Here is a 17998-nt window from a genome sequence, read left to right on the forward strand (position 1 = left end):
TCCGGGCAATTCTCTTTGAATGTTATACCCAGCATCAGGATGTTGGCATTGTTGATGGGGAGATTTCGCTGCGCCATCAGTTTGATAACACTGTTAGCGATATGTACTCCCATGTTATCATTAATTCTTCTGCCGGAAAGAATTACCTGTGGATGATAGCCCATGCTATCGGCTTTATAAGTAAGATAATAGGGATCTACACCAATACAGTGACCGCCAACCAGTCCTGGTTTAAATGGAAGGAAATTCCATTTCGTGCCGGCAGCTTCCAGTACTTCGTGTGTATCTATACCTATACGTTCAAAGATCAGTGCAAGCTCATTCACGAAAGCTATATTGATATCGCGCTGCGAGTTCTCAATTACCTTTGCTGCTTCCGCTACTTTCATAGAAGAAGCTTTGTGTGTTCCGGCTGTGATTATCTTCCGGTATAGCTGATCTACATTTTCAGCAATCTCTGGTGTGCTTCCGCTGGTAACTTTTTTAATGGTTGTTACGCGGTGAAGTTTATCGCCCGGATTAATACGCTCCGGTGAATAACCACAGTAGAAATCCACATTGAATTTCAGTCCGCTGGTTTTCTCCAATACCGGCACACAAACTTCCTCTGTGCATCCGGGATATACTGTAGATTCATAGATTACTATATCTCCCTTCTTCAATACGCTGCCAACGGTTTTGCTGGCACTCTGCAGTGGGCGCAGGTCGGGAGTTTTAAATTCATCTACAGGCGTTGGAACGGTAACAATAAAATAATTCACATCCTTCAGATCTGCGAGGTTAGAAGTATACTGTAGCTTGACAGATAATGTCAATTCTGCCGGCTCTACTTCACGTGTGCGGTCGTGACCTTTCTTCAGTTCTGCAATACGTTCTTCATTAATATCAAAGCCAACCACGGGCAGTACTTTACCAAATTCAACCGCCAACGGTAGCCCTACATATCCTAATCCGATAACGCCTACTTTCTCCATGACTTATAATTTGATGCTATAGTATTTGATATACCAGTCTACAAATTTTCCAATGCCCTCTTCAATCGGGGTGTCGGGTTTGAAATCCACTTCACGTTGCAGGTCTTCCACATCAGCAAAGGTTTCTGGTACATCACCATCTTGCAGCGGTAAAAAATTCTTGATGGCTTTTCTGCCAATTTTTTCTTCAATTACTTCGATGAAACGCAGTAATTCAACCGGCTGGTTATTGCCAATGTTAAATACGCGATAGGGAGCAAAACTCGTAGCGGGATCAGGCGTCATTCCCGACCAGTCAGGATTGGGCTGTGCAGGTTTGGGTACCAGTCGCACGATACTTTCCACGATATCATCTACATACGTAAAATCGCGTTTCATCTTTCCGTTGTTAAACACATCGATTGGTTTATTTTCCAAAATGGCTTTTGTAAAGAGAAACAACGCCATGTCTGGACGCCCGTAAGGGCCATATACTGTAAAGAAGCGAAGACCGGTTGTAGGAAGGTTGTACAGCGCAGAATAAGTATGCGCCATTAACTCATTAGATTTTTTGGATGCTGCATACAAAGAGATCGGGTGATCTACATTGTGATGCACAGAGAACGGCATTTTTTTATTGGCGCCATAAACTGAGCTTGAAGAAGCATAGACCAAATGCTGTGTCTGATTGTGGCGACAAGCCTCGAGTATATTTAAAAAACCATGCAGGTTGCTTTCCAGGTATGCATGCGGGTTTGTGAGTGAATATCGCACACCTGCCTGCGCTGCCAGGTTTACTACATACTGAAATTTATACTCAGCAAAAAGGCTATTGATAGACTGGCCATCAGTAAGATTATAGGAATGAAACGAAAAATTTTTATCGGCTTTGAGAATGTCCAATCGGGACTGTTTCAATCGCTGATCATAATAATCGTTCAGGTTATCCAGTCCAGTTACGTGGTATCCGGCCTGCAGCAATTTTTGACTCAAATGAAATCCTATAAATCCGGCAGCACCAGTAACCAAAACAGATTTGACAGAGGCCATAAATAGATAATGTAAACAGGTCGCAAAACTAACTAATTTGAGGTATACTAAAAATCAGTTAAACTTGCGGGTTATGACGCAAAAAACATCATCGGACGAGATCGATTTAATGGAGCTCCTGGCAAAGCTTTATCGAACGGTAAAACGTAATATTTTAATCTTTATAATCTTGCCGGCTATTGGTGTGATTATAGCGCTCTGGCTTGCCTACAATTCCAGCGACAAGTTTTCGTCCAGCATGATGATTACCACCAACTTGCTGTCGGCCAACGAAGCCCGCTTTATTTTTGATGAGCTGGGGCGTGCAGATTCCATTCCGGGGCTGACGAAAGATGAGGAGAATAAACTGCTGGTGATGAACTTTGAAGTGCAGCAGGATAATATTGATGAGAAAGAAGCCATCCGGAATATTTATGTGAAAGCAACGGCGGTTGTAACAGACCCCTCCATCTTTCCGGCATTAGAAAAAACCATTGTAGGTTATCTTAATTCGGTTGACCCACTCGTGGAGACGAGAAGAGATCGTGAACTGTTCTATAAGCAAATGATCCAGAAAATTGATAGCGAGATCGCTTCGATGGATCAAATCAAAAAACAAACAGATAGCCGGGTGATGGCATCGTATATTGATCCTTCCGACCTGTATGCCAAAACAGTAGAACTCTTTAAAGAACGGACCGAGAACGAAATACAACTGCGCGACATTGAAACAGTCCACGTTACAAAAGGATTTGGCACATTGATGAAAGATGCCAAGTTGCCCAAGATATTAGTAGCACTAAGTGGATTTGGTGTTGGCCTTTTGTTGGCAATTGTATTGATGTTTGTCAAGTTCTTTAACGATTATAATAGGGCACTGAAACTGGATTAACTTATCAAAGCAGTACTTACCTTATTGCAAAAAGAATTTGCACTGGAATTAAGGCGCAAATCTGTTATCTCTGGAATAGGTCTATACCTCTTCAGTCTTATTTTTATTTGCTATCTCACGTTTAGCCTGCGAATAAATTCTATCAACGAGGCTACCTGGTCTGCGCTATTCTGGCTTGCTATACTTTTCTCGGTGATTAACAGTGTAGCGAAAAGTTTTATTGGAGAGAAAAAGGGAACATTCATTTATTACTATTCACTGGTAAGTCCACAGGCAATTATTCTTTCCAAGATTTTTTACAATGCAATCTTGTGCCTGGTACTTTCCTTGGCAGGTTATGGCTTGTTCTCAATCTTCATCAGTAATCCCATTCAGGATACGGCACTTTTTATAGTTACACTTATTCTTACTTCAATCGGGTTCGCAGCATCACTCAGTCTTATCTCGGGTATTGCTTCAAAGGCAAACAACAGCAATATCTTAATGGCTGTATTGAGTTTCCCTGTCATACTGTCAATATTGCTGATGGCGATCAAGATCACCAAGAATGTACTGGATGGACTCGACAGAGCTTCGAGCCTGGATGAACTGCTCAATTTGCTGGCAATAAATTGCATTGTAGGAAGTTTGGCGTACCTGCTCTTCCCGTATATTTGGCGCAGCTAACAGAAAGGGCTATGGTTTAGGCCCCGCAATTTCTCATGAAGACCTGGCTTAAAATAACAGCGATCGTTTTACTTTTTTATGTACACACCGCCGGCTTATTATTCGATGTGCCGCGGCTAAACATTTTGAATGAGACCATTCGTGCGCTATACTTTCACGTGCCTATGTGGTTTGGCATGGTGCTCCTGTTTATGATCTCCGTTTATTATGCCATTCAATATTTAAGAAAGCCGTCTGCTGAGCTTGACCGGAAAGTAGTAGAGTATGCAAACGTGGGTCTGGTGTTTGGTATACTGGGGATATTCACCGGTATGCTGTGGGCCAACTATACCTGGGGTTCTCCATGGCATGGCGATCCTAAACAAAATGGTGCTGCTATTTCCTTGCTGGTATATCTCGCATACTTTGTGTTGCGTGGCTCGCTCGAGAACGAAGAGCAACGTGCTCGGCTCAGCGCTGTCTATAATATTTTTGCTTTTGCCGCCATGGTACCACTCATCTTTATCATTCCGCGGCTGAGTAGCTCCATGCATCCGGGCAGTGGCGGGAACCCAGGTTTTAATATGTACGATCTGGACAGCAGTATGCGTATTATTTTTTATCCGGCTGTTATCGGCTGGTTCCTGGTGGGACTTTGGATTGTATCGCTTCGCGTCAGAATAAAAACAGTAGAAGAAAAATTATTTGAATTGGAAGATGGAAAAAATTCTTAAATCATTTTTTGCTCTGGCAGCTATAGTCCTGTCTTTCAGTGCACAGGCTCAATCAGAAGTGCAAATGGCCGATACGATGCGGTCAGAAGGTAAGATATATGTTGTAGTGTCGATCATACTGATCATCCTGGTTGGGTTGATCGCATATCTCTTCCTGATGGACCGAAAGGTGAAAAAACTGGAAGAGCGGCTTGCTGAAAAACAGCGCTGAACTTTAATCTCTCCCGTACGTTTTCCCTGTAAAAATTCCCTGACTTTCTGGGCATTTGTGTCTAATTTTACGTTCTCTTAGGGGAGTGGAGAGATATGAAAAAATCACACATTTTTATCATCATTATCATCGCTGTAGCAATAGGCATTATTGTCAGCACAGCCGGTGATGCAAGTACATACGTTAATTTTGATCAGGCTTACGAAATGGCATTGGCCGGCAAGCAAAATCATATTCACGTAGTAGGTCAGCTTAAAAAAGATCATGAAGGCCATGTGGTTGGTATAGAAGAAGGAGCCGATAAGGTTTCTTTTTCATTCATCATGGTAGATGATAATGGCAAGGAGCAGAAAGTGGATTATAATGAACCGATGCCTGCCGATATGCTTCGCTCTGAAAAAGTGGTAGTAGTAGGAAGCTACGAAGGCGATCACTTCAAAGCCAGCAAGATCATTCTGAAATGTCCCTCCAAATACCAGGAGCAAAACGTAAATGTCTAACGTATTGAAGTACGCAACCCTTGGGATACTGGCCGCAGGCCGGTACGGTGTTTTGTACTTTCATAATCCGTACTTCTTTCTATGATGCATTATTTTATCGGTGATCTCGGTCACTTCTCGGTTGTCACCGCTTTTGTAACAGCTATACTCACCGCCTTCGCTTACATGCGGGCGACTACGGCAACTGACCTCGCAGAAAAAAATCTCTGGCTGCAAAATGGTAAAGCAGGATTCTATACTCATGCTGTAGCGGTGCTGAGCATTTGTGTTACTCTCTATGTTATCATCGCACAGCATTACTTCGAATATCACTACGCCTATAGCTACTCCGATCGCAAGCTTCAAACATATTACCTGATCTCTACATTCTGGAACGGACAGGAAGGAAGCTTTTTGTTGTGGATGTTCTGGCAGGCGATTATCGGGTTGATTCTCATTCACACCAATAAATTCTGGGAAGCTCCTGTAATGACGGTGTTTGCACTGGTGCAGGCATTTCTCGCATCGATGATACTCGGTGTTGTTATACCCGGCCTTGATATAAAAATTGGAAGCTCTCCATTTATACTGCTGAGAGATGTAATGCAGGATGCTCCCATCTTTAAATCACAACCGGATTTTATACCCAAAGATGGTAATGGTTTAAACCCATTACTGCAGAATTACTGGATGGTCATACACCCACCCACGTTGTTCCTGGGCTTTGCACTTACACTGGTTCCTTTTTCGTTTTGCATGGCCGGACTGTGGTTGAAGAAATATAGAGACTGGGTGCGACCTGCTTTGCCATGGGCGTTATTGGGTGGTGCTATACTCGGCCTCGGTATATTAATGGGCGGATACTGGGCGTATGAAACTTTAAACTTTGGCGGCTATTGGAACTGGGATCCTGTAGAAAATGCAGTGTATGTACCGTGGCTTATACTGGTAGCGGCTATACATACTATGATCACCTATAAGAACAGCGAAACTGCGCTGAAGGCATCGATCATTTTAGTAGTAGCCACTTTTATATTGATACTATACTCTACCTTCCTCACAAGAAGTGGTGTGTTGGGAGAAGCCTCTGTACACTCGTTTACTGATCTTGGTCTTTCCGGTCAGTTACTGGTATATCTATTCTTCTTCTTACTCGCTTCCGTTGTATTATGTATAGTTCGCTGGAAGGAAATTCCTTCTACACAAGATGAAGCATCTGTATTTTCCCGTGAGTTCTGGATTTTTATAGGAGCTACAACATTATGTATGGCAGGCTTCCAGGTAATTGCCGGAACATCTATACCGGTAATAAATAAAATTATGGGAGGTATAGGTATAGAATCTCGCCTGGCACCACCGGCAGATGCTATAGCTTTCTACTCCAAGTTCCAGATATGGTTTGCCATTGTTATCGGGTTGCTCTCTGCTATAGGTCAGTTTTTCTGGTGGAAGAAGATCGATAAAAATAAACTGAAGAAAGAGCTGGCAGTTCCGGCATTGGTAACACTGATCGTGTTTGCTATCATCATCACCACGGCACAGATATATAAAGTGCCCTATATATTGCTAACCCTGGCAGGTATATTTACCATCATTGCCAACGGAAGTATAGCATGGTCGGTAATGCGATCAAGCCCGGGTATGTCGGGGGGAGCCATTGCGCACATAGGCATAGGGTTGATGTTGATCGGGGTGATGTTTTCGGCAGGATACTCCAAGATCGTATCGCTGAACAACACCGGTATGCTGATCTCCAAAGAATTTAGTCAGGACTTTAACCGCGATAACCTGCTGTTGTTTGTGCATGAGCCACGAACCATGTGGGGTTATGATATAGAATATCTCGGTGAGCGATTGGAGCCTCGTTACCATGCAGGGTATATACGCAAAAGCGATGTAGTGCCTACACCTGACAAAGACAAGGTGATTGCGAAAAGCAAGCTGACTATTGGCGGTGAAGTATATAAACCGAAAGATACGATTGAGGTGCGGGGTGAAAATACATTCTTCGAGATCGAGCTTCGTAAGGGCGACAAGAAATATACGCTACATCCTCGTGCACAGATAAACCAGGAGATGGGTGGACTGCTTGCATCACCCGATATATACCGTACAGTGAGTGCCGATCTATATACCCACGTTTCTTCTGTAATGAATCCTTCGGAAGATCAGGAGTGGAGCAAGCTGGAAGAAATAACAGTAAAGCAACGTCAGGAATTTTTTGCCAATGATTATGTGGCCATACTGGATTCAGTATATCGCATTTTTGCTGTGGAAGGTGTTCCGTTAAGCGGACAGGATGTAGCCGTGAAAGCACGCATCCGTGTACTGGGAGAACGCGGTGACTATATAGCAGAACCTGTATTCCTGATCAAGGATAAAATGATCGGTCGTATTCCGGACGAGATACAGGACCTGGGATTAAGATTGTCGTTACTCAATATTCATCCGGAGAGCAACCAGTTCGATATCGGTATCAATACCCGTCAGAAAGATTGGGTGGTGATCAAAGCGATGGAGAAGCCTCTCATCAATGTGCTATGGATTGGTACGCTGATAGTGATGATCGGATTTGGTGTTGCCATGACCAGACGCTTCCGCGAGTTCCGGAAGATGAAAGAGAAAGGACAGGAGTAATCATCATTCACTAACATTTTCATAATATACCTGTAAAAACAGGCAACCGTCTGTCCCCTGGATTGGTACAGGAACCGGAAAGGTTCTCCTATAGGTATTTTATAGTTCGTTTCGATACTCTATATTGAACACGTGAATTTTCTACGGGAGTACTTTATTGGCGATTACCTGCGCCAAAATCCGGACGTGCTGAAACAAGCAAGTATCCGTCTGGTATATAATATCATCATTGTATCGCTATTCTCCCTCGTAATCTTCTTCTCCATCTATGTTATAAAAGGTTTTCATTACCAGCTGATCAAGAACGTGGTGATCATGTTCCTGTTTGCCAGTCTTCTGTTTTACATGAAGTACAGGCAATCCACCGCGCTGGTATGCCACCTGATGATCCTCATTTCGTGGATGAACAATAACATAAACATCTATCTTTTTGATGAGTACAACTTTTTTATAGCACTGCTTACTGTTTGTGATATCATCTTCGCCTTTCATACACTCGGCAGCCGCTGGGGGCTGATCTACTCTGGTCTGCATTTCTTCCCGGTGTTCGGGCATTTTTTGCTCAAGAGCCACGGCTATCAGCTCAATGCAGGTCCCCTGCAGGAGATGGTTTACTCCGAGGGCGTTATTACTCTGGTGCTGATCTTCTTCATTATTATATACCTGGTATATCATTATCACAAGGCATACGAACTGGCGCAGCAGACACTGGCACAATCGGTGGCCGATCTTGAAAAAGAGCGTGATATAGCCGAGCAGATGACGCGCCTCAAAACGAATTTTCTTTCCAACATGTCGCACGAGATACGCACTCCCATCAACGGTATACTCGGCATCAGTCAGGTAATAGAAATGGAAACGACTGATGATGCGATCCGGAAGTATATATCCCTCCAGCAGGTGAGCGGTCGAAGACTGCTCAATACCATTACAAGCATTCTTGAATTATCGCGGCTGGAGGCAGAACAAAATGATCTGTCACTAAAAATTGTCGAAATCAATGGGCTGATCAGAAATGAAATCGGTCCGCTGGAAACACTGGCAAAAAACAAACACCTCGATTTTTACTTTTCGTCACACCCCGAGCCGCTCTTCTGCCTGGCAGACGAAAACATGATGAAGCAAGTGGTAAATAATATTGTAGGCAATGCCGTGAAGTATACCGATAAAGGCCGCGTGTCCATAGCCACCTATATCACTGACGACCTGGAGCAATTGGTGGTGGAGGTTTCCGATACTGGCCTGGGTATATCAGAAGAATTTTTACCCCGCATATTCAATCCGTTCGAACAGGAGAGCACCGGCCGCAGTCGCACCTACGAAGGCACCGGCCTTGGACTTTCCATTTCCAAAAAGTATATCGAACTGCTGGGTGGAGAAATTCGTGTAAACTCCATGAAGAGCGTAGGAAGCACTTTTCGGATATTGTTGCCTATACATAAACAACTTTTGTAACCCCGTGCTGCATCGTCCTTCGGGCATGGTTATGTATCAGGCAGCCAGGGATATTCGTTAGCAGCAGGAAAGAACCCGCAGTCGGCTTATCCTACTTTCATTGGTTTTTGTAACTTCAACGCTTTAGAAAAAAAGTATAACCGTGTTGTTAAATTCACATCAGCCCCTGGCAGAACGCATGCGTCCGGTAAAGTTGGATGAGCTGGTAGGACAGGAGCATCTTACTGGTCCCAATGGTGTGATCCGGAGAGCGATTCAATCCGGGAATATTCCTTCCATGATTTTGTGGGGACCTCCCGGTGTAGGGAAGACCACCATTGCCAATATTATAGCGAACGAAATAAAGAAACCTTTCTATACACTAAGTGCTGTAAGCGCAGGAGTAAAGGATGTTCGCGAAGTAATTGAGAAAGCAAAACACTCACCTCGTTCTATACTGTTTATCGATGAGATACATCGTTTCAATAAAAGTCAGCAAGACGCATTGTTAGGTGCTGTTGAGAAAGGAACGATCACACTGATCGGTGCTACAACGGAGAATCCATCGTTCGAAGTAAATTCTGCATTACTATCCCGCAGCCAGGTATATACTTTACGACCGTTGGGTGAAGACCAATTGTTGGCATTGGTAAACCAGGCATTGACACGCGATGAAGAATTAAAGAAGCGGCACGTAGAAATACGCGAACATCAGGCACTGCTGAACATTAGCGGAGGCGATGGACGCAAGCTGTTGAACCTGGTGGAGCTTATCTGTGAAAATATAGCAGGCGATGTTATCATTACCGATAAGCTTGTGATGGAAGTTGCGCAGAAGCATATAGCTATTTACGATAAGAGCGGAGAGCAGCACTACGATATTATATCGGCATTTATAAAATCCATTCGCGGCAGCGATCCGAATGCAGCGGTATATTATCTCGCGCGAATGATTGAAGGAGGCGAAGATGTAAAGTTCATTGCCCGCAGAATGGTGATACTTTCTTCCGAAGATATAGGCAACGCGAACCCTACTGCGCTGATCATGGCCACCAATACATTTCAGGCAGTAAATGTGATCGGCTATCCGGAAGCGAGAATTATATTATCGCAGTGTGCGGTATATTTGGCAAGCTCGCCCAAGAGTAATGCAAGCTATATGGCGATTGAAAGTGCTATACAGTCTGTGCATGAAACTGGCGATCTGCCTGTGCCGTTATCCATACGTAATGCGCCAACAAAATTGATGAAGAACCTCGACTATGGAAAAGGCTATCAGTACGCTCATAGCTTCGAGGGTAATTTTGCAAATATGGAATTTCTTCCCGACAAAATAAAAGGACGTAAATTCTATGAGCCCGGCAATAACGCACGCGAAGAAGAGTTAAGGAAATATCTTCGTTCACTGTGGAAGGAGAAGTATGGGTATTAGAATTGGAAGATTAGAAGATTGAAAGATTTAATAAAATTGTAAAATTGAAAGATTTAGGGAATTGTAAAATTTTGGACATGCCAGGAATGAAGATTGGTTATAGAGGAAGAATAATTTTTCAATCTTGTAATCTTCAAATCTTCCAATTTTATAATCTTCCAATCAGACCACTATGCAACAGATAATATTTGATTCTTCACCGGCTTACTTGCTGCTGTGTCTTTTGCTGGCAGTGGGTATAGCGTACTTTTTATATAGGGCGAATCATCCGTGGAGCAAAACGTGGAACAGGATATTGCTGGCGCTGCGTGCTGTATTGTTGTTTGCATTGTTCTTTCTTTTACTCGGACCGATCGTGCGACAGGTCAGTAATATTTTTGAAAAACCACTCTTTGTTGTATTGTACGATAACTCGGTGTCAGTCAAGGAGACTACCGATTCAACAACACTTCGTGCTATAGAAAACCAACTTCGCGCTACACAGCAGCAACTGGAAGAGGAAGGGTACGAAGTTGAAGTAAATGATCTGAACGGAGAGAAGATCAGTACACCATCGTATACAGCTACCACTACAGATCTGAATGGTGCGCTGCGTAAAGTGGCAAGCCGTAATGAAGGAAGAAAGATCGCAGGCGTTATACTGGCGTCTGATGGTATATATAATGCAGGCGTTACTCCGTTGTATGCATCCTATAATTTCCCGGTATATACTGTGGCTCTTGGCGATTCGCTGGAACATGCCGATATCAGTATCAAGAATATATCATACAACAAGATTGCTTACCAGGGAAATAAATTTCCGGTGCGTGTAGAAATAGCTGCGCGTAATATGCAAAATCAGACAGTGCGTGTTTCGTTGTTACAGCGAGGAAAGCTGTTAGATCAGCAGACCAAAACCATTAATGAAGGTCAGTTGATAGTGTATGATTTTCAGCCATTAGCGAATGATCAGGGTATACAGAAACTCGATGTGCAGGTAGAAATAAAACCAGGTGAATCGAATACACGAAACAATGCCGCCTCTGTTTTTGTGGAGGTGGTAGAAGGCAAGAAAAAAATATTGATAGTATCGCCAGCACCCCATCCGGATATAAAAGCATTGCGCGAAGTGATTGATAAAAATTCAAACTATGAATTTCTGCTACATATACCGCAGTTGAATGAACAGCCTGTCAGTGCATTGCAGCCAGATAAAATTGATCTGGTGATCTTTCACCAGGTGCCCGACCTGCGCGGTGCTACGCGTGCTATATTTCAGCAATTTGTAAAAAGTAAAACTTCGATATTACTGATCATCGGTCAGCAGACTGATCTGCGATTCCTCTCACAGCAAGGTATGCCTGTAAAGTTCGATGGTTTTCCGCGTGAGTTCGATGATGTTACTCCGGTGGTAAATGCAGCGTTCTCGAATTTTACTTTGTCGCCAGATGTAAATACAGTGCTCGCTGATTATCCACCTTTGTCCGTTCATTTTGGAAAGATAAATATAGCCTTGAGTGCCACACCATTATTGTTTCAGCGTGTGGGAAGTTTAGCAACTCAAAAGCCACTGCTGGCCGTAGATGTACAGGACAATCGCAAGACTGGTGTATTACTCGGAGAAGGTATATGGCGCTGGCGGTTGAATGAATTTGATCGCACCGAAAATACAGTTGCGTTCGATGAGTTGTTTGGTAAGCTTATACAATATCTTTCTACAACAGAAGACAAACGGAAATTCAGAAGTTATCCGGTACAGCAGGAATTTTCTGATACAGAACCTGTAGTGTTCGAAAGCCAGGTATATAATGATATATATGAACCGGTATTCGGCAATACTATAGAGATAGATCTTACCGATGAAAGCGGCCAGAAGAAAAGTTATCGGTACGTTACAGGTCCTGGTAATAATCGTTATCAGATCGGTGGCTTGAAAGAAGGTGTATATCGCTACCGTGCCCGCACAACCATACAACAAAAAAATGAAGAAGTTCGTGGCGAGTTCGCTGTTGTACAGAGACAAGTGGAACTGCAGAATCTTGCAGCAGATATAGACTTGCTTAAAAAACTGGCCGCGAATACAGGAGGAAAATTCTATTCAGCTTCGCAGATCGCCAGTATGCAGCAAGAGCTTAGAAAAGCAGAAGCTCGCAGTGTAATTCATACAGAAGAATCCTATAAAGCAGTGGTAAATTTGAAGTGGGTATTCTTCGCATTATTGGCGTTGATCAGTATCGAATGGTTCTCCCGCAGATTTTGGGGCAGCTATTAATCACAGTAAATCTGCAGGTGGTGTAAAAAAAATTACCGTAAAAAACTTTACTGTAGCGGTACATGAAAATTGCTTGGATGCTGTACGTCTAAGTTTTTACATTTAGTAAACTAATCGCAAACTATGAGTACTTCAAAGAAAATTGGTATAGCCGTAATAGCTATCCTGGTAATCATTCAATTTATTCGTCCTGCAAAAAATATATCCGAGCAGCTTATCACCGCCAATGATATATCGCACACCTATGCAATCAGCGAAGATGTTCACCAGATACTGATCAAGAAATGTTACGATTGCCATAGCAACAACACCGTATATCCATGGTACTATAATATTCAACCCGTGGCCTGGTGGATGGCGCATCATGTTAATGAAGGTAAAGATGAGTTGAACTTCTCCGAGTTTAAAACATATTCACAGAAACGTGCCAATCATAAAATGGAGGAACTGTCGGATGCTGTAAATGAAGGCTGGATGCCGCTCGACTCTTATCTCTGGATTCATCACGAAGCAAAAATTACGGAAACTGATCGCTCTGCTATCAATGCATGGATAAAGACTTTGCCTGTGGTGATCGAAAAACACTGATCACAAACAGTATGATCATTTCAGGTTTCATAGAAGTTTGCTAACTTCCTTGAGCAATTAAGTGTGGGTTGGTATATAAATTTATATATCTGCTGTAGATGATTTGTATCGCATTCCTTATCAACCAAAAACATAAAATACTATGCGCTGGACCGGAAGAAGACAAAGCTCAAATGTAGAAGACCGAAGAGGCCGTGGAATAGGAGGAGGTGGCATGCTGGGTAAAGGCGGGCTAGGATTGGGTGGTATTGTGATCATTGTAGTGATTAGCTTAATACTGGGAAAGAATCCACTTACGCTGCTACAGCAAACTAATGTAGCATCAGAAGATTATACGACTACCGATCAACCGGTACAATTGAGTCCGGAAGAAGAAGAGCAAAAAGAATTTGTCTCTACGGTATTGGCCGATACTGAAGATGTATGGCATAAGCTGATGCCCGATTATCGCGATCCGGTGTTAGTATTATTTACGAGTCAGGTTGAATCAGCTTGTGGTATGGCGAGTGCAGCGTCTGGTCCTTTCTATTGCTCTCCGGATGAGAAACTATATATCGATCTCAGCTTCTACGATGAATTGAAAAATCGCTTTGAAGCACCCGGTGATTTTGCTCAGGCTTATGTTATAGCACACGAAGTAGGACACCATGTGCAGCATTTACTTGGCATCACAGACAGGGTACACGCACAACGTGAACAGTTAAGTGAGGAAGAGTATAATAAGTTATCAGTAAGACTGGAATTGCAGGCCGATTTTCTGGCTGGCGTTTGGGCGCATCATGCTGATAAGCTGCAAAATATACTGGAGCCGGGCGATCTGGAAGAAGCCTTGCAGGCAGCGAGTGCTATTGGTGATGATCGCCTCCAGATGCAGGCACGCGGATATGTAGTGCCCGATTCTTTTACGCACGGAACTTCCGAGCAGCGCGTGCACTGGTTTAAAAAAGGTTTTGAAACAGGCGACATAAAACAAGGCGATACATTTAATACCACAGATTTGTGATGCAATAGTGTGTCAGATTATATATTGATCTGTAGTATCTATCTTTCAATACTCTTCTTAACGGTAATATCGATCCACACATTCCAGATAAAATGGGATGTTGTGTGAAGAAAGTCATGCTATATATTTAAAGTTGCAACGCTATTTTTAGGTATTAATACTGACGCTCAGACCTGTGTATTATCCGGACACTCGTCCGTAATCCCATTATTGATTGCTGCTGCCCCACTTCATTAGCTTTGATCTATACCGAGGGCAGTGGAGTTGATTTTCGCAGAGGGTGCTTCTCGTATACCCAGTACGTTGTAAAGCTTTTACCTAAAACTATATCCTATGCGAAAACGTCTATCCGTCATTTTGGCGATTCTGCTGTTGTGGAGTTCATCGTGCGATCATGAAACTCCTATAGTTTCTCAAGCAACCAGTCAAAGTAAAATCACACTTACAGATGTAGATCACGATCCGGTGGCTAAGGATTTACTTTCAAAAGTCCGGAGTGGATCGGCTAATGGGCGAGCAGGCAATGTTGAAATTACGGATGCCTTTTTCAAATATAGCGATCCCGATAGCGGCATACTGAATTATACCTTCCGGCTTCCGGACGATTCTCCCGATTACTTCGAAAACCTCGTTCTATCACAATATGACGATGACTTTTATGGTTTTATATACCGCTATATTCCCGAGACCGAGTATACAGGTAGTGAGCCTTTCAAAGGTATACTTCAACTATATAATCTTGATAACAAACTGATTCGGGAATTCTCAGTTCCTTATATACAGGATAGTGTATCTGCTGGTGGCAGAGTTCAATTGATGAACCAATGTATCCGCAGCATTGAACAAAGCTGCTTTACTACCTACGAAATACAAACGGTAACAGATTATCCTTGTCACTGCCAGTACGATCGGAGGGTAGAGACAGGCACAGTGTGTACCTTCACTCTTAACACCGGGTGGTGTGATGACATGATTGCTGCTCCCCCTGCAGGAGGTGGCGGTACATATATAGGCCCGAGTGATGCAGCTCCACGCAGCGGTGGCCCTGGAGGAGCGACAAAGTTGCCAGTAAAGAACCCAGTGGTGGTAGTGCCCGATAACGATGATATAATTTACGATAAAGTTAAATCGCCTTGCCTGCGAATGGCTATAAAGAATCTGGTAAGTAAAGATTTAACGAATGATATCAATAAGGCTATACTCGATATTTTTGAGACTAAACCGAATATAAATTTAATTTTTGAGGAAGAAGCTGCTTTAGGTGATAGGCCAGGTAGAACTATATCAGATAGCCGTAATGGTTCATTTAATGTAACAATTTTGCTTAATCCTACTTTAGAAAATTCATCCAGTGAATATATAGCATCAGTTGTTTATCATGAAGCAATGCACGCTTTTTTAAATGCAAATGGTTTTGGGTATGAATTTGAACAACACATAGAAATGGCTGAGAATTATATTGACTGGATGGTCGATGCTTTAAAAGAAATATCTCCCAGTTTGTCAGATAAGGATGCAATTTGCTTGTCTTTAAGAGGATTCGGAACTATTCTGGAACGTGACCCGCCATACTTTAACAAGTTAATATCGAGGTATGGTCTCGATCTGGAGATGCTGATATCCATAACTGACAAATACAGAGATAACTTAATAGGAACAAAATGTTTATTATGAGAAAATTATTTTTGATAGCGCTGCTTTTCTGTCCAATGTTTCAGGGAATGGCTCAGGTAATTTCGAGGCCTCAGTTTAAGGACAAAGAGAATTTATTTTTTCGAGACTATATCTATACTGAATTAGTTAAGCGTAAAGCTTTGCTGTCAACTTTGTGTGAAAGAGTGACAGGCTCAATTCAAGTTATTGTAGCCAAAAATGGAGATGTGAAGTCTATATCCGTTACAGGAGAAATGTCGGATACACTTCGCCAAACTCTAAAAGAAATCGCATTCTCTTCCAAAAAAATGTGGACGCCAATGGAGATAAATCATAAGAAGGCAGATAGCTATCCTCTTGTTTTGTTGATGTCATTACATTTAGGAGAAGGCTGCAATAATAGTCGTGAAATAATGCTAAAAGTTGTTAGAAGTGATTTTAGTAAAATCTTCCTGGGCGAAAACTCGAATGATGATGTTGTGCCTTGCTTTATTTTACCACCCATTAATTTTATCTGGGATTATGTTCCTGTCGATATAGGCTTTGAAAAGAAGTAATAAAAGAAGCCAGTGAGAGTTTCACTGGCTTCTTGTTTTCGGATAGGTATATATTTACTTCTCCGGGTTCAATACTACCTGCACATAGTTCTTCATGTCCAGATATTTGTTAGCGGTATCTTTGATGTCTTTTGCAGTAAGTGCTGCAATACGTTTTTCATAGCTCAATACACTGGCAGGATCGCCACCGTATTCTACGCTTTGTAAAATCTGGCGTGCCCAGAAGTTGTTGTCTTTGATATTTACTTCATACTGTTGCTTCCAGGTTTCTTTTACTTTGTTGAGGTCAGCGTCTGTAGGGCCGTTGGTTTTTATTTTATCGATCTCAGCCAACGCAGCCGCTATCAGTTTATCTACATTCTCGGGGCCGCATGGGAAGCTTGCGCCTAAGTTGTAATTGTTATAAGGAAATTTATTCAGGCTGCCGAACATACCACCACCATACACACCACTCATCTCTTCGCGCAATGATTCTATCAGTTTGATGTTCAATACTTCGATCAATGCCTGCAGTTTGAGTTGCTCGCTATCCGAGTATGGGGCTTCGCCATTCCAGAATAAACGGATGAGACTCTTTTGCTCGGTTCCTTTCTTTACTTCTTTCTTCAGCGGTCCTTTAGCAGGGCGTAAGCCTATATCTTTAAAGGTTGATGCTTTACCAGTGGCAGGTAAACTTCCCAGGTAAGTAGCGATCAGTGGTTTAATTTTCGCTATATCAAAGGCGCCTACCAATACAAACGTAAATCCGGTTGCATCACCAAAGCGTTCCTTATAGATTTCCAGTGCACGCTGTTCATTGATATAGCCAAAGGTTTCCGGTTTAGGAACGCGAGGCGACCATGCATGATTTTTATAGAGTATACGGAATACAGAATCCTGGAACGTAAACTGCGGATCGGCCGCCATGTTTTGATACATCGCTTGTTGTTTGGCAATAAACGACTGGAACAACTCATCGTCTTTACGTGGTTTGGTAAAGTATAGATGTGTGAGTTGCAAAAGTGTCTCTATATCTGTTGCGCTTGATTGACCGCTTATACTTTCTGATATAGTACCGATGCGTGGTGCTACGCCTGCATTTTTTCCGGCTAGTACTTTACGAAGATCAACCGGTGAAAATTGATCTATACCCATCTGCGTAACTACGGTTGAAGCAAACTCAGCATTGTTACGATCTTCTGCCGGATAGAGATATTGTCCTCCGAAACGTGAACCGGTAAATATTACCTGGTCGTTCTTAAAGTCAGTAGGCTTCAGAATTACTTTCACATGGTTGCTGAGAGTAAGTTCTGTTAACCCAAGCTCTTTGTTTTCTTTTTCTCCGATAATTGTTCCGGGTGCTGGAGTCTTCTCCATCAACGAAGAGGCTATTGCTTTTTCTTCGTATGGTTTTACTTCAACTTTCGATGCATTCTCGGTAAGCGTTAGCAACTCATCGCTTGTCGGAATTTTAAAGTCTGCTTTTTCAGGACCTGTTAATACAATGAGTTTACTTGCCCC

16 protein-coding genes are annotated in these 17998 nt (G+C 42.7%); 13 read left to right on the forward strand and 3 right to left on the reverse strand.

Going from position 1 to position 17998, the window contains the following annotated elements; all coding sequences use genetic code 11:
• Together VIN08_RS01755 and VIN08_RS01760 are read right to left on the reverse strand one after the other, a co-directional pair.
• On the reverse strand, positions 1 to 974 hold a 974-nt coding region (locus tag VIN08_RS01755; protein ID WP_331959300.1), incomplete at its 3' end, for a nucleotide sugar dehydrogenase.
• A gap of 3 nt (positions 975 to 977) precedes the next feature.
• Positions 978 to 2003 carry an NAD-dependent epimerase gene (locus tag VIN08_RS01760; protein WP_331959303.1) on the reverse strand — a complete coding sequence of 342 codons (1026 nt, stop codon included), beginning with the start codon at positions 2001 to 2003 and terminating at the stop codon, positions 978 to 980.
• 73 nt (positions 2004 to 2076) lie between these two features.
• Here VIN08_RS01760 and VIN08_RS01765 point away from each other — a divergent pair, with 73 nt between their 5' ends.
• The 13 genes from VIN08_RS01765 (at position 2077) to VIN08_RS01825 (ending at position 16498) form a co-directional block, all read left to right on the forward strand.
• Positions 2077 to 2874, forward strand: a complete 798-nt coding sequence (locus VIN08_RS01765; RefSeq protein ID WP_331959305.1) for a hypothetical protein — start codon at positions 2077 to 2079, stop codon at positions 2872 to 2874.
• A 24-nt stretch (positions 2875 to 2898) separates the two neighbouring features.
• Complete coding sequence (locus VIN08_RS01770) at positions 2899 to 3540, forward strand: heme exporter protein CcmB (RefSeq protein ID WP_331959307.1); 642 nt, start codon at positions 2899 to 2901, stop codon at positions 3538 to 3540.
• 35 nt (positions 3541 to 3575) lie between these two features.
• A complete protein-coding gene (gene ccsA / locus VIN08_RS01775) occupies positions 3576 to 4253 on the forward strand; it encodes a cytochrome c biogenesis protein CcsA (protein WP_331959310.1) in 678 nt (225 codons plus the stop codon).
• Positions 4237 to 4464 carry a CcmD family protein gene (locus VIN08_RS01780; protein ID WP_331959313.1) on the forward strand — a complete coding sequence of 76 codons (228 nt, stop codon included), beginning with the start codon at positions 4237 to 4239 and terminating at the stop codon, positions 4462 to 4464. Before ccsA (VIN08_RS01775) ends, VIN08_RS01780 begins: the two co-directional genes overlap by 17 nt.
• Positions 4465 to 4559: 95 nt before the next feature.
• Positions 4560 to 4964 carry a cytochrome c maturation protein CcmE gene (locus tag VIN08_RS01785; RefSeq protein WP_331959316.1) on the forward strand — a complete coding sequence of 135 codons (405 nt, stop codon included), beginning with the start codon at positions 4560 to 4562 and terminating at the stop codon, positions 4962 to 4964.
• 81 nt (positions 4965 to 5045) lie between these two features.
• Entirely contained in the window at positions 5046 to 7580 is a 2535-nt protein-coding gene (gene ccsA, locus VIN08_RS01790; protein ID WP_331959319.1) for a cytochrome c biogenesis protein CcsA, read from the forward strand.
• A gap of 132 nt (positions 7581 to 7712) precedes the next feature.
• Entirely contained in the window at positions 7713 to 9035 is a 1323-nt protein-coding gene (locus VIN08_RS01795; protein ID WP_331959322.1) for a sensor histidine kinase, read from the forward strand.
• 178 nt (positions 9036 to 9213) lie between these two features.
• Positions 9214 to 10446, forward strand: a complete 1233-nt coding sequence (locus tag VIN08_RS01800; protein ID WP_331959325.1) for a replication-associated recombination protein A — start codon at positions 9214 to 9216, stop codon at positions 10444 to 10446.
• 172 nt (positions 10447 to 10618) lie between these two features.
• The gene (locus tag VIN08_RS01805; RefSeq protein ID WP_331959328.1) at positions 10619 to 12697 is read left to right on the forward strand and encodes a hypothetical protein; all 2079 of its coding nucleotides are present in this window, start codon (positions 10619 to 10621) and stop codon (positions 12695 to 12697) included.
• A gap of 123 nt (positions 12698 to 12820) precedes the next feature.
• A complete protein-coding gene (locus VIN08_RS01810; protein WP_331959331.1) occupies positions 12821 to 13285 on the forward strand; it encodes a heme-binding domain-containing protein in 465 nt (154 codons plus the stop codon).
• 142 nt (positions 13286 to 13427) lie between these two features.
• Complete coding sequence (gene ypfJ / locus VIN08_RS01815) at positions 13428 to 14288, forward strand: KPN_02809 family neutral zinc metallopeptidase (RefSeq protein ID WP_331959334.1); 861 nt, start codon at positions 13428 to 13430, stop codon at positions 14286 to 14288.
• A 333-nt stretch (positions 14289 to 14621) separates the two neighbouring features.
• A complete protein-coding gene (locus VIN08_RS01820; protein ID WP_331959337.1) occupies positions 14622 to 15962 on the forward strand; it encodes a hypothetical protein in 1341 nt (446 codons plus the stop codon).
• Entirely contained in the window at positions 15959 to 16498 is a 540-nt protein-coding gene (locus tag VIN08_RS01825) for a hypothetical protein (protein ID WP_331959340.1), read from the forward strand. The genes VIN08_RS01820 and VIN08_RS01825 overlap by 4 nt, the downstream gene beginning before the upstream one ends.
• 54 nt (positions 16499 to 16552) lie before the next feature.
• On the opposite strand, the gene VIN08_RS01830 is transcribed toward VIN08_RS01825, so the two are convergent.
• Positions 16553 to 17998: M16 family metallopeptidase (locus VIN08_RS01830; protein WP_331959343.1), on the reverse strand; the 1446-nt coding region annotated here is incomplete at its 5' end.

The organism is Ohtaekwangia sp. (assembly GCF_036568665.1).
Lineage (GTDB): Bacteria > Bacteroidota > Bacteroidia > Cytophagales > Cyclobacteriaceae > Ohtaekwangia.

What these genes read in the sequence shown, in the direction of transcription:
- VIN08_RS01805 (WP_331959328.1), top strand. Translation starts at nt 10,619, where the DNA reads ATGCAACAGATAATATTTGATTCTTCACCGGCTTACTTGCTGCTGTGT.
- VIN08_RS01785 (WP_331959316.1), top strand. Translation starts at nt 4,560, where the DNA reads ATGAAAAAATCACACATTTTTATCATCATTATCATCGCTGTAGCAATA.
- VIN08_RS01780 (WP_331959313.1), top strand. Translation starts at nt 4,237, where the DNA reads ATGGAAAAAATTCTTAAATCATTTTTTGCTCTGGCAGCTATAGTCCTG.
- VIN08_RS01800 (WP_331959325.1), top strand. Translation starts at nt 9,214, where the DNA reads ATGCGTCCGGTAAAGTTGGATGAGCTGGTAGGACAGGAGCATCTTACT.
- ccsA (WP_331959319.1), top strand. Translation starts at nt 5,046, where the DNA reads ATGATGCATTATTTTATCGGTGATCTCGGTCACTTCTCGGTTGTCACC.
- VIN08_RS01820 (WP_331959337.1), top strand. Translation starts at nt 14,622, where the DNA reads ATGCGAAAACGTCTATCCGTCATTTTGGCGATTCTGCTGTTGTGGAGT.
- ypfJ (WP_331959334.1), top strand. Translation starts at nt 13,428, where the DNA reads ATGCGCTGGACCGGAAGAAGACAAAGCTCAAATGTAGAAGACCGAAGA.
- VIN08_RS01760 (WP_331959303.1), bottom strand. Translation starts at nt 2,003, where the DNA reads ATGGCCTCTGTCAAATCTGTTTTGGTTACTGGTGCTGCCGGATTTATA.
- ccsA (WP_331959310.1), top strand. Translation starts at nt 3,576, where the DNA reads ATGAAGACCTGGCTTAAAATAACAGCGATCGTTTTACTTTTTTATGTA.
- VIN08_RS01810 (WP_331959331.1), top strand. Translation starts at nt 12,821, where the DNA reads ATGAGTACTTCAAAGAAAATTGGTATAGCCGTAATAGCTATCCTGGTA.
- VIN08_RS01825 (WP_331959340.1), top strand. Translation starts at nt 15,959, where the DNA reads ATGAGAAAATTATTTTTGATAGCGCTGCTTTTCTGTCCAATGTTTCAG.
- VIN08_RS01765 (WP_331959305.1), top strand. Translation starts at nt 2,077, where the DNA reads ATGACGCAAAAAACATCATCGGACGAGATCGATTTAATGGAGCTCCTG.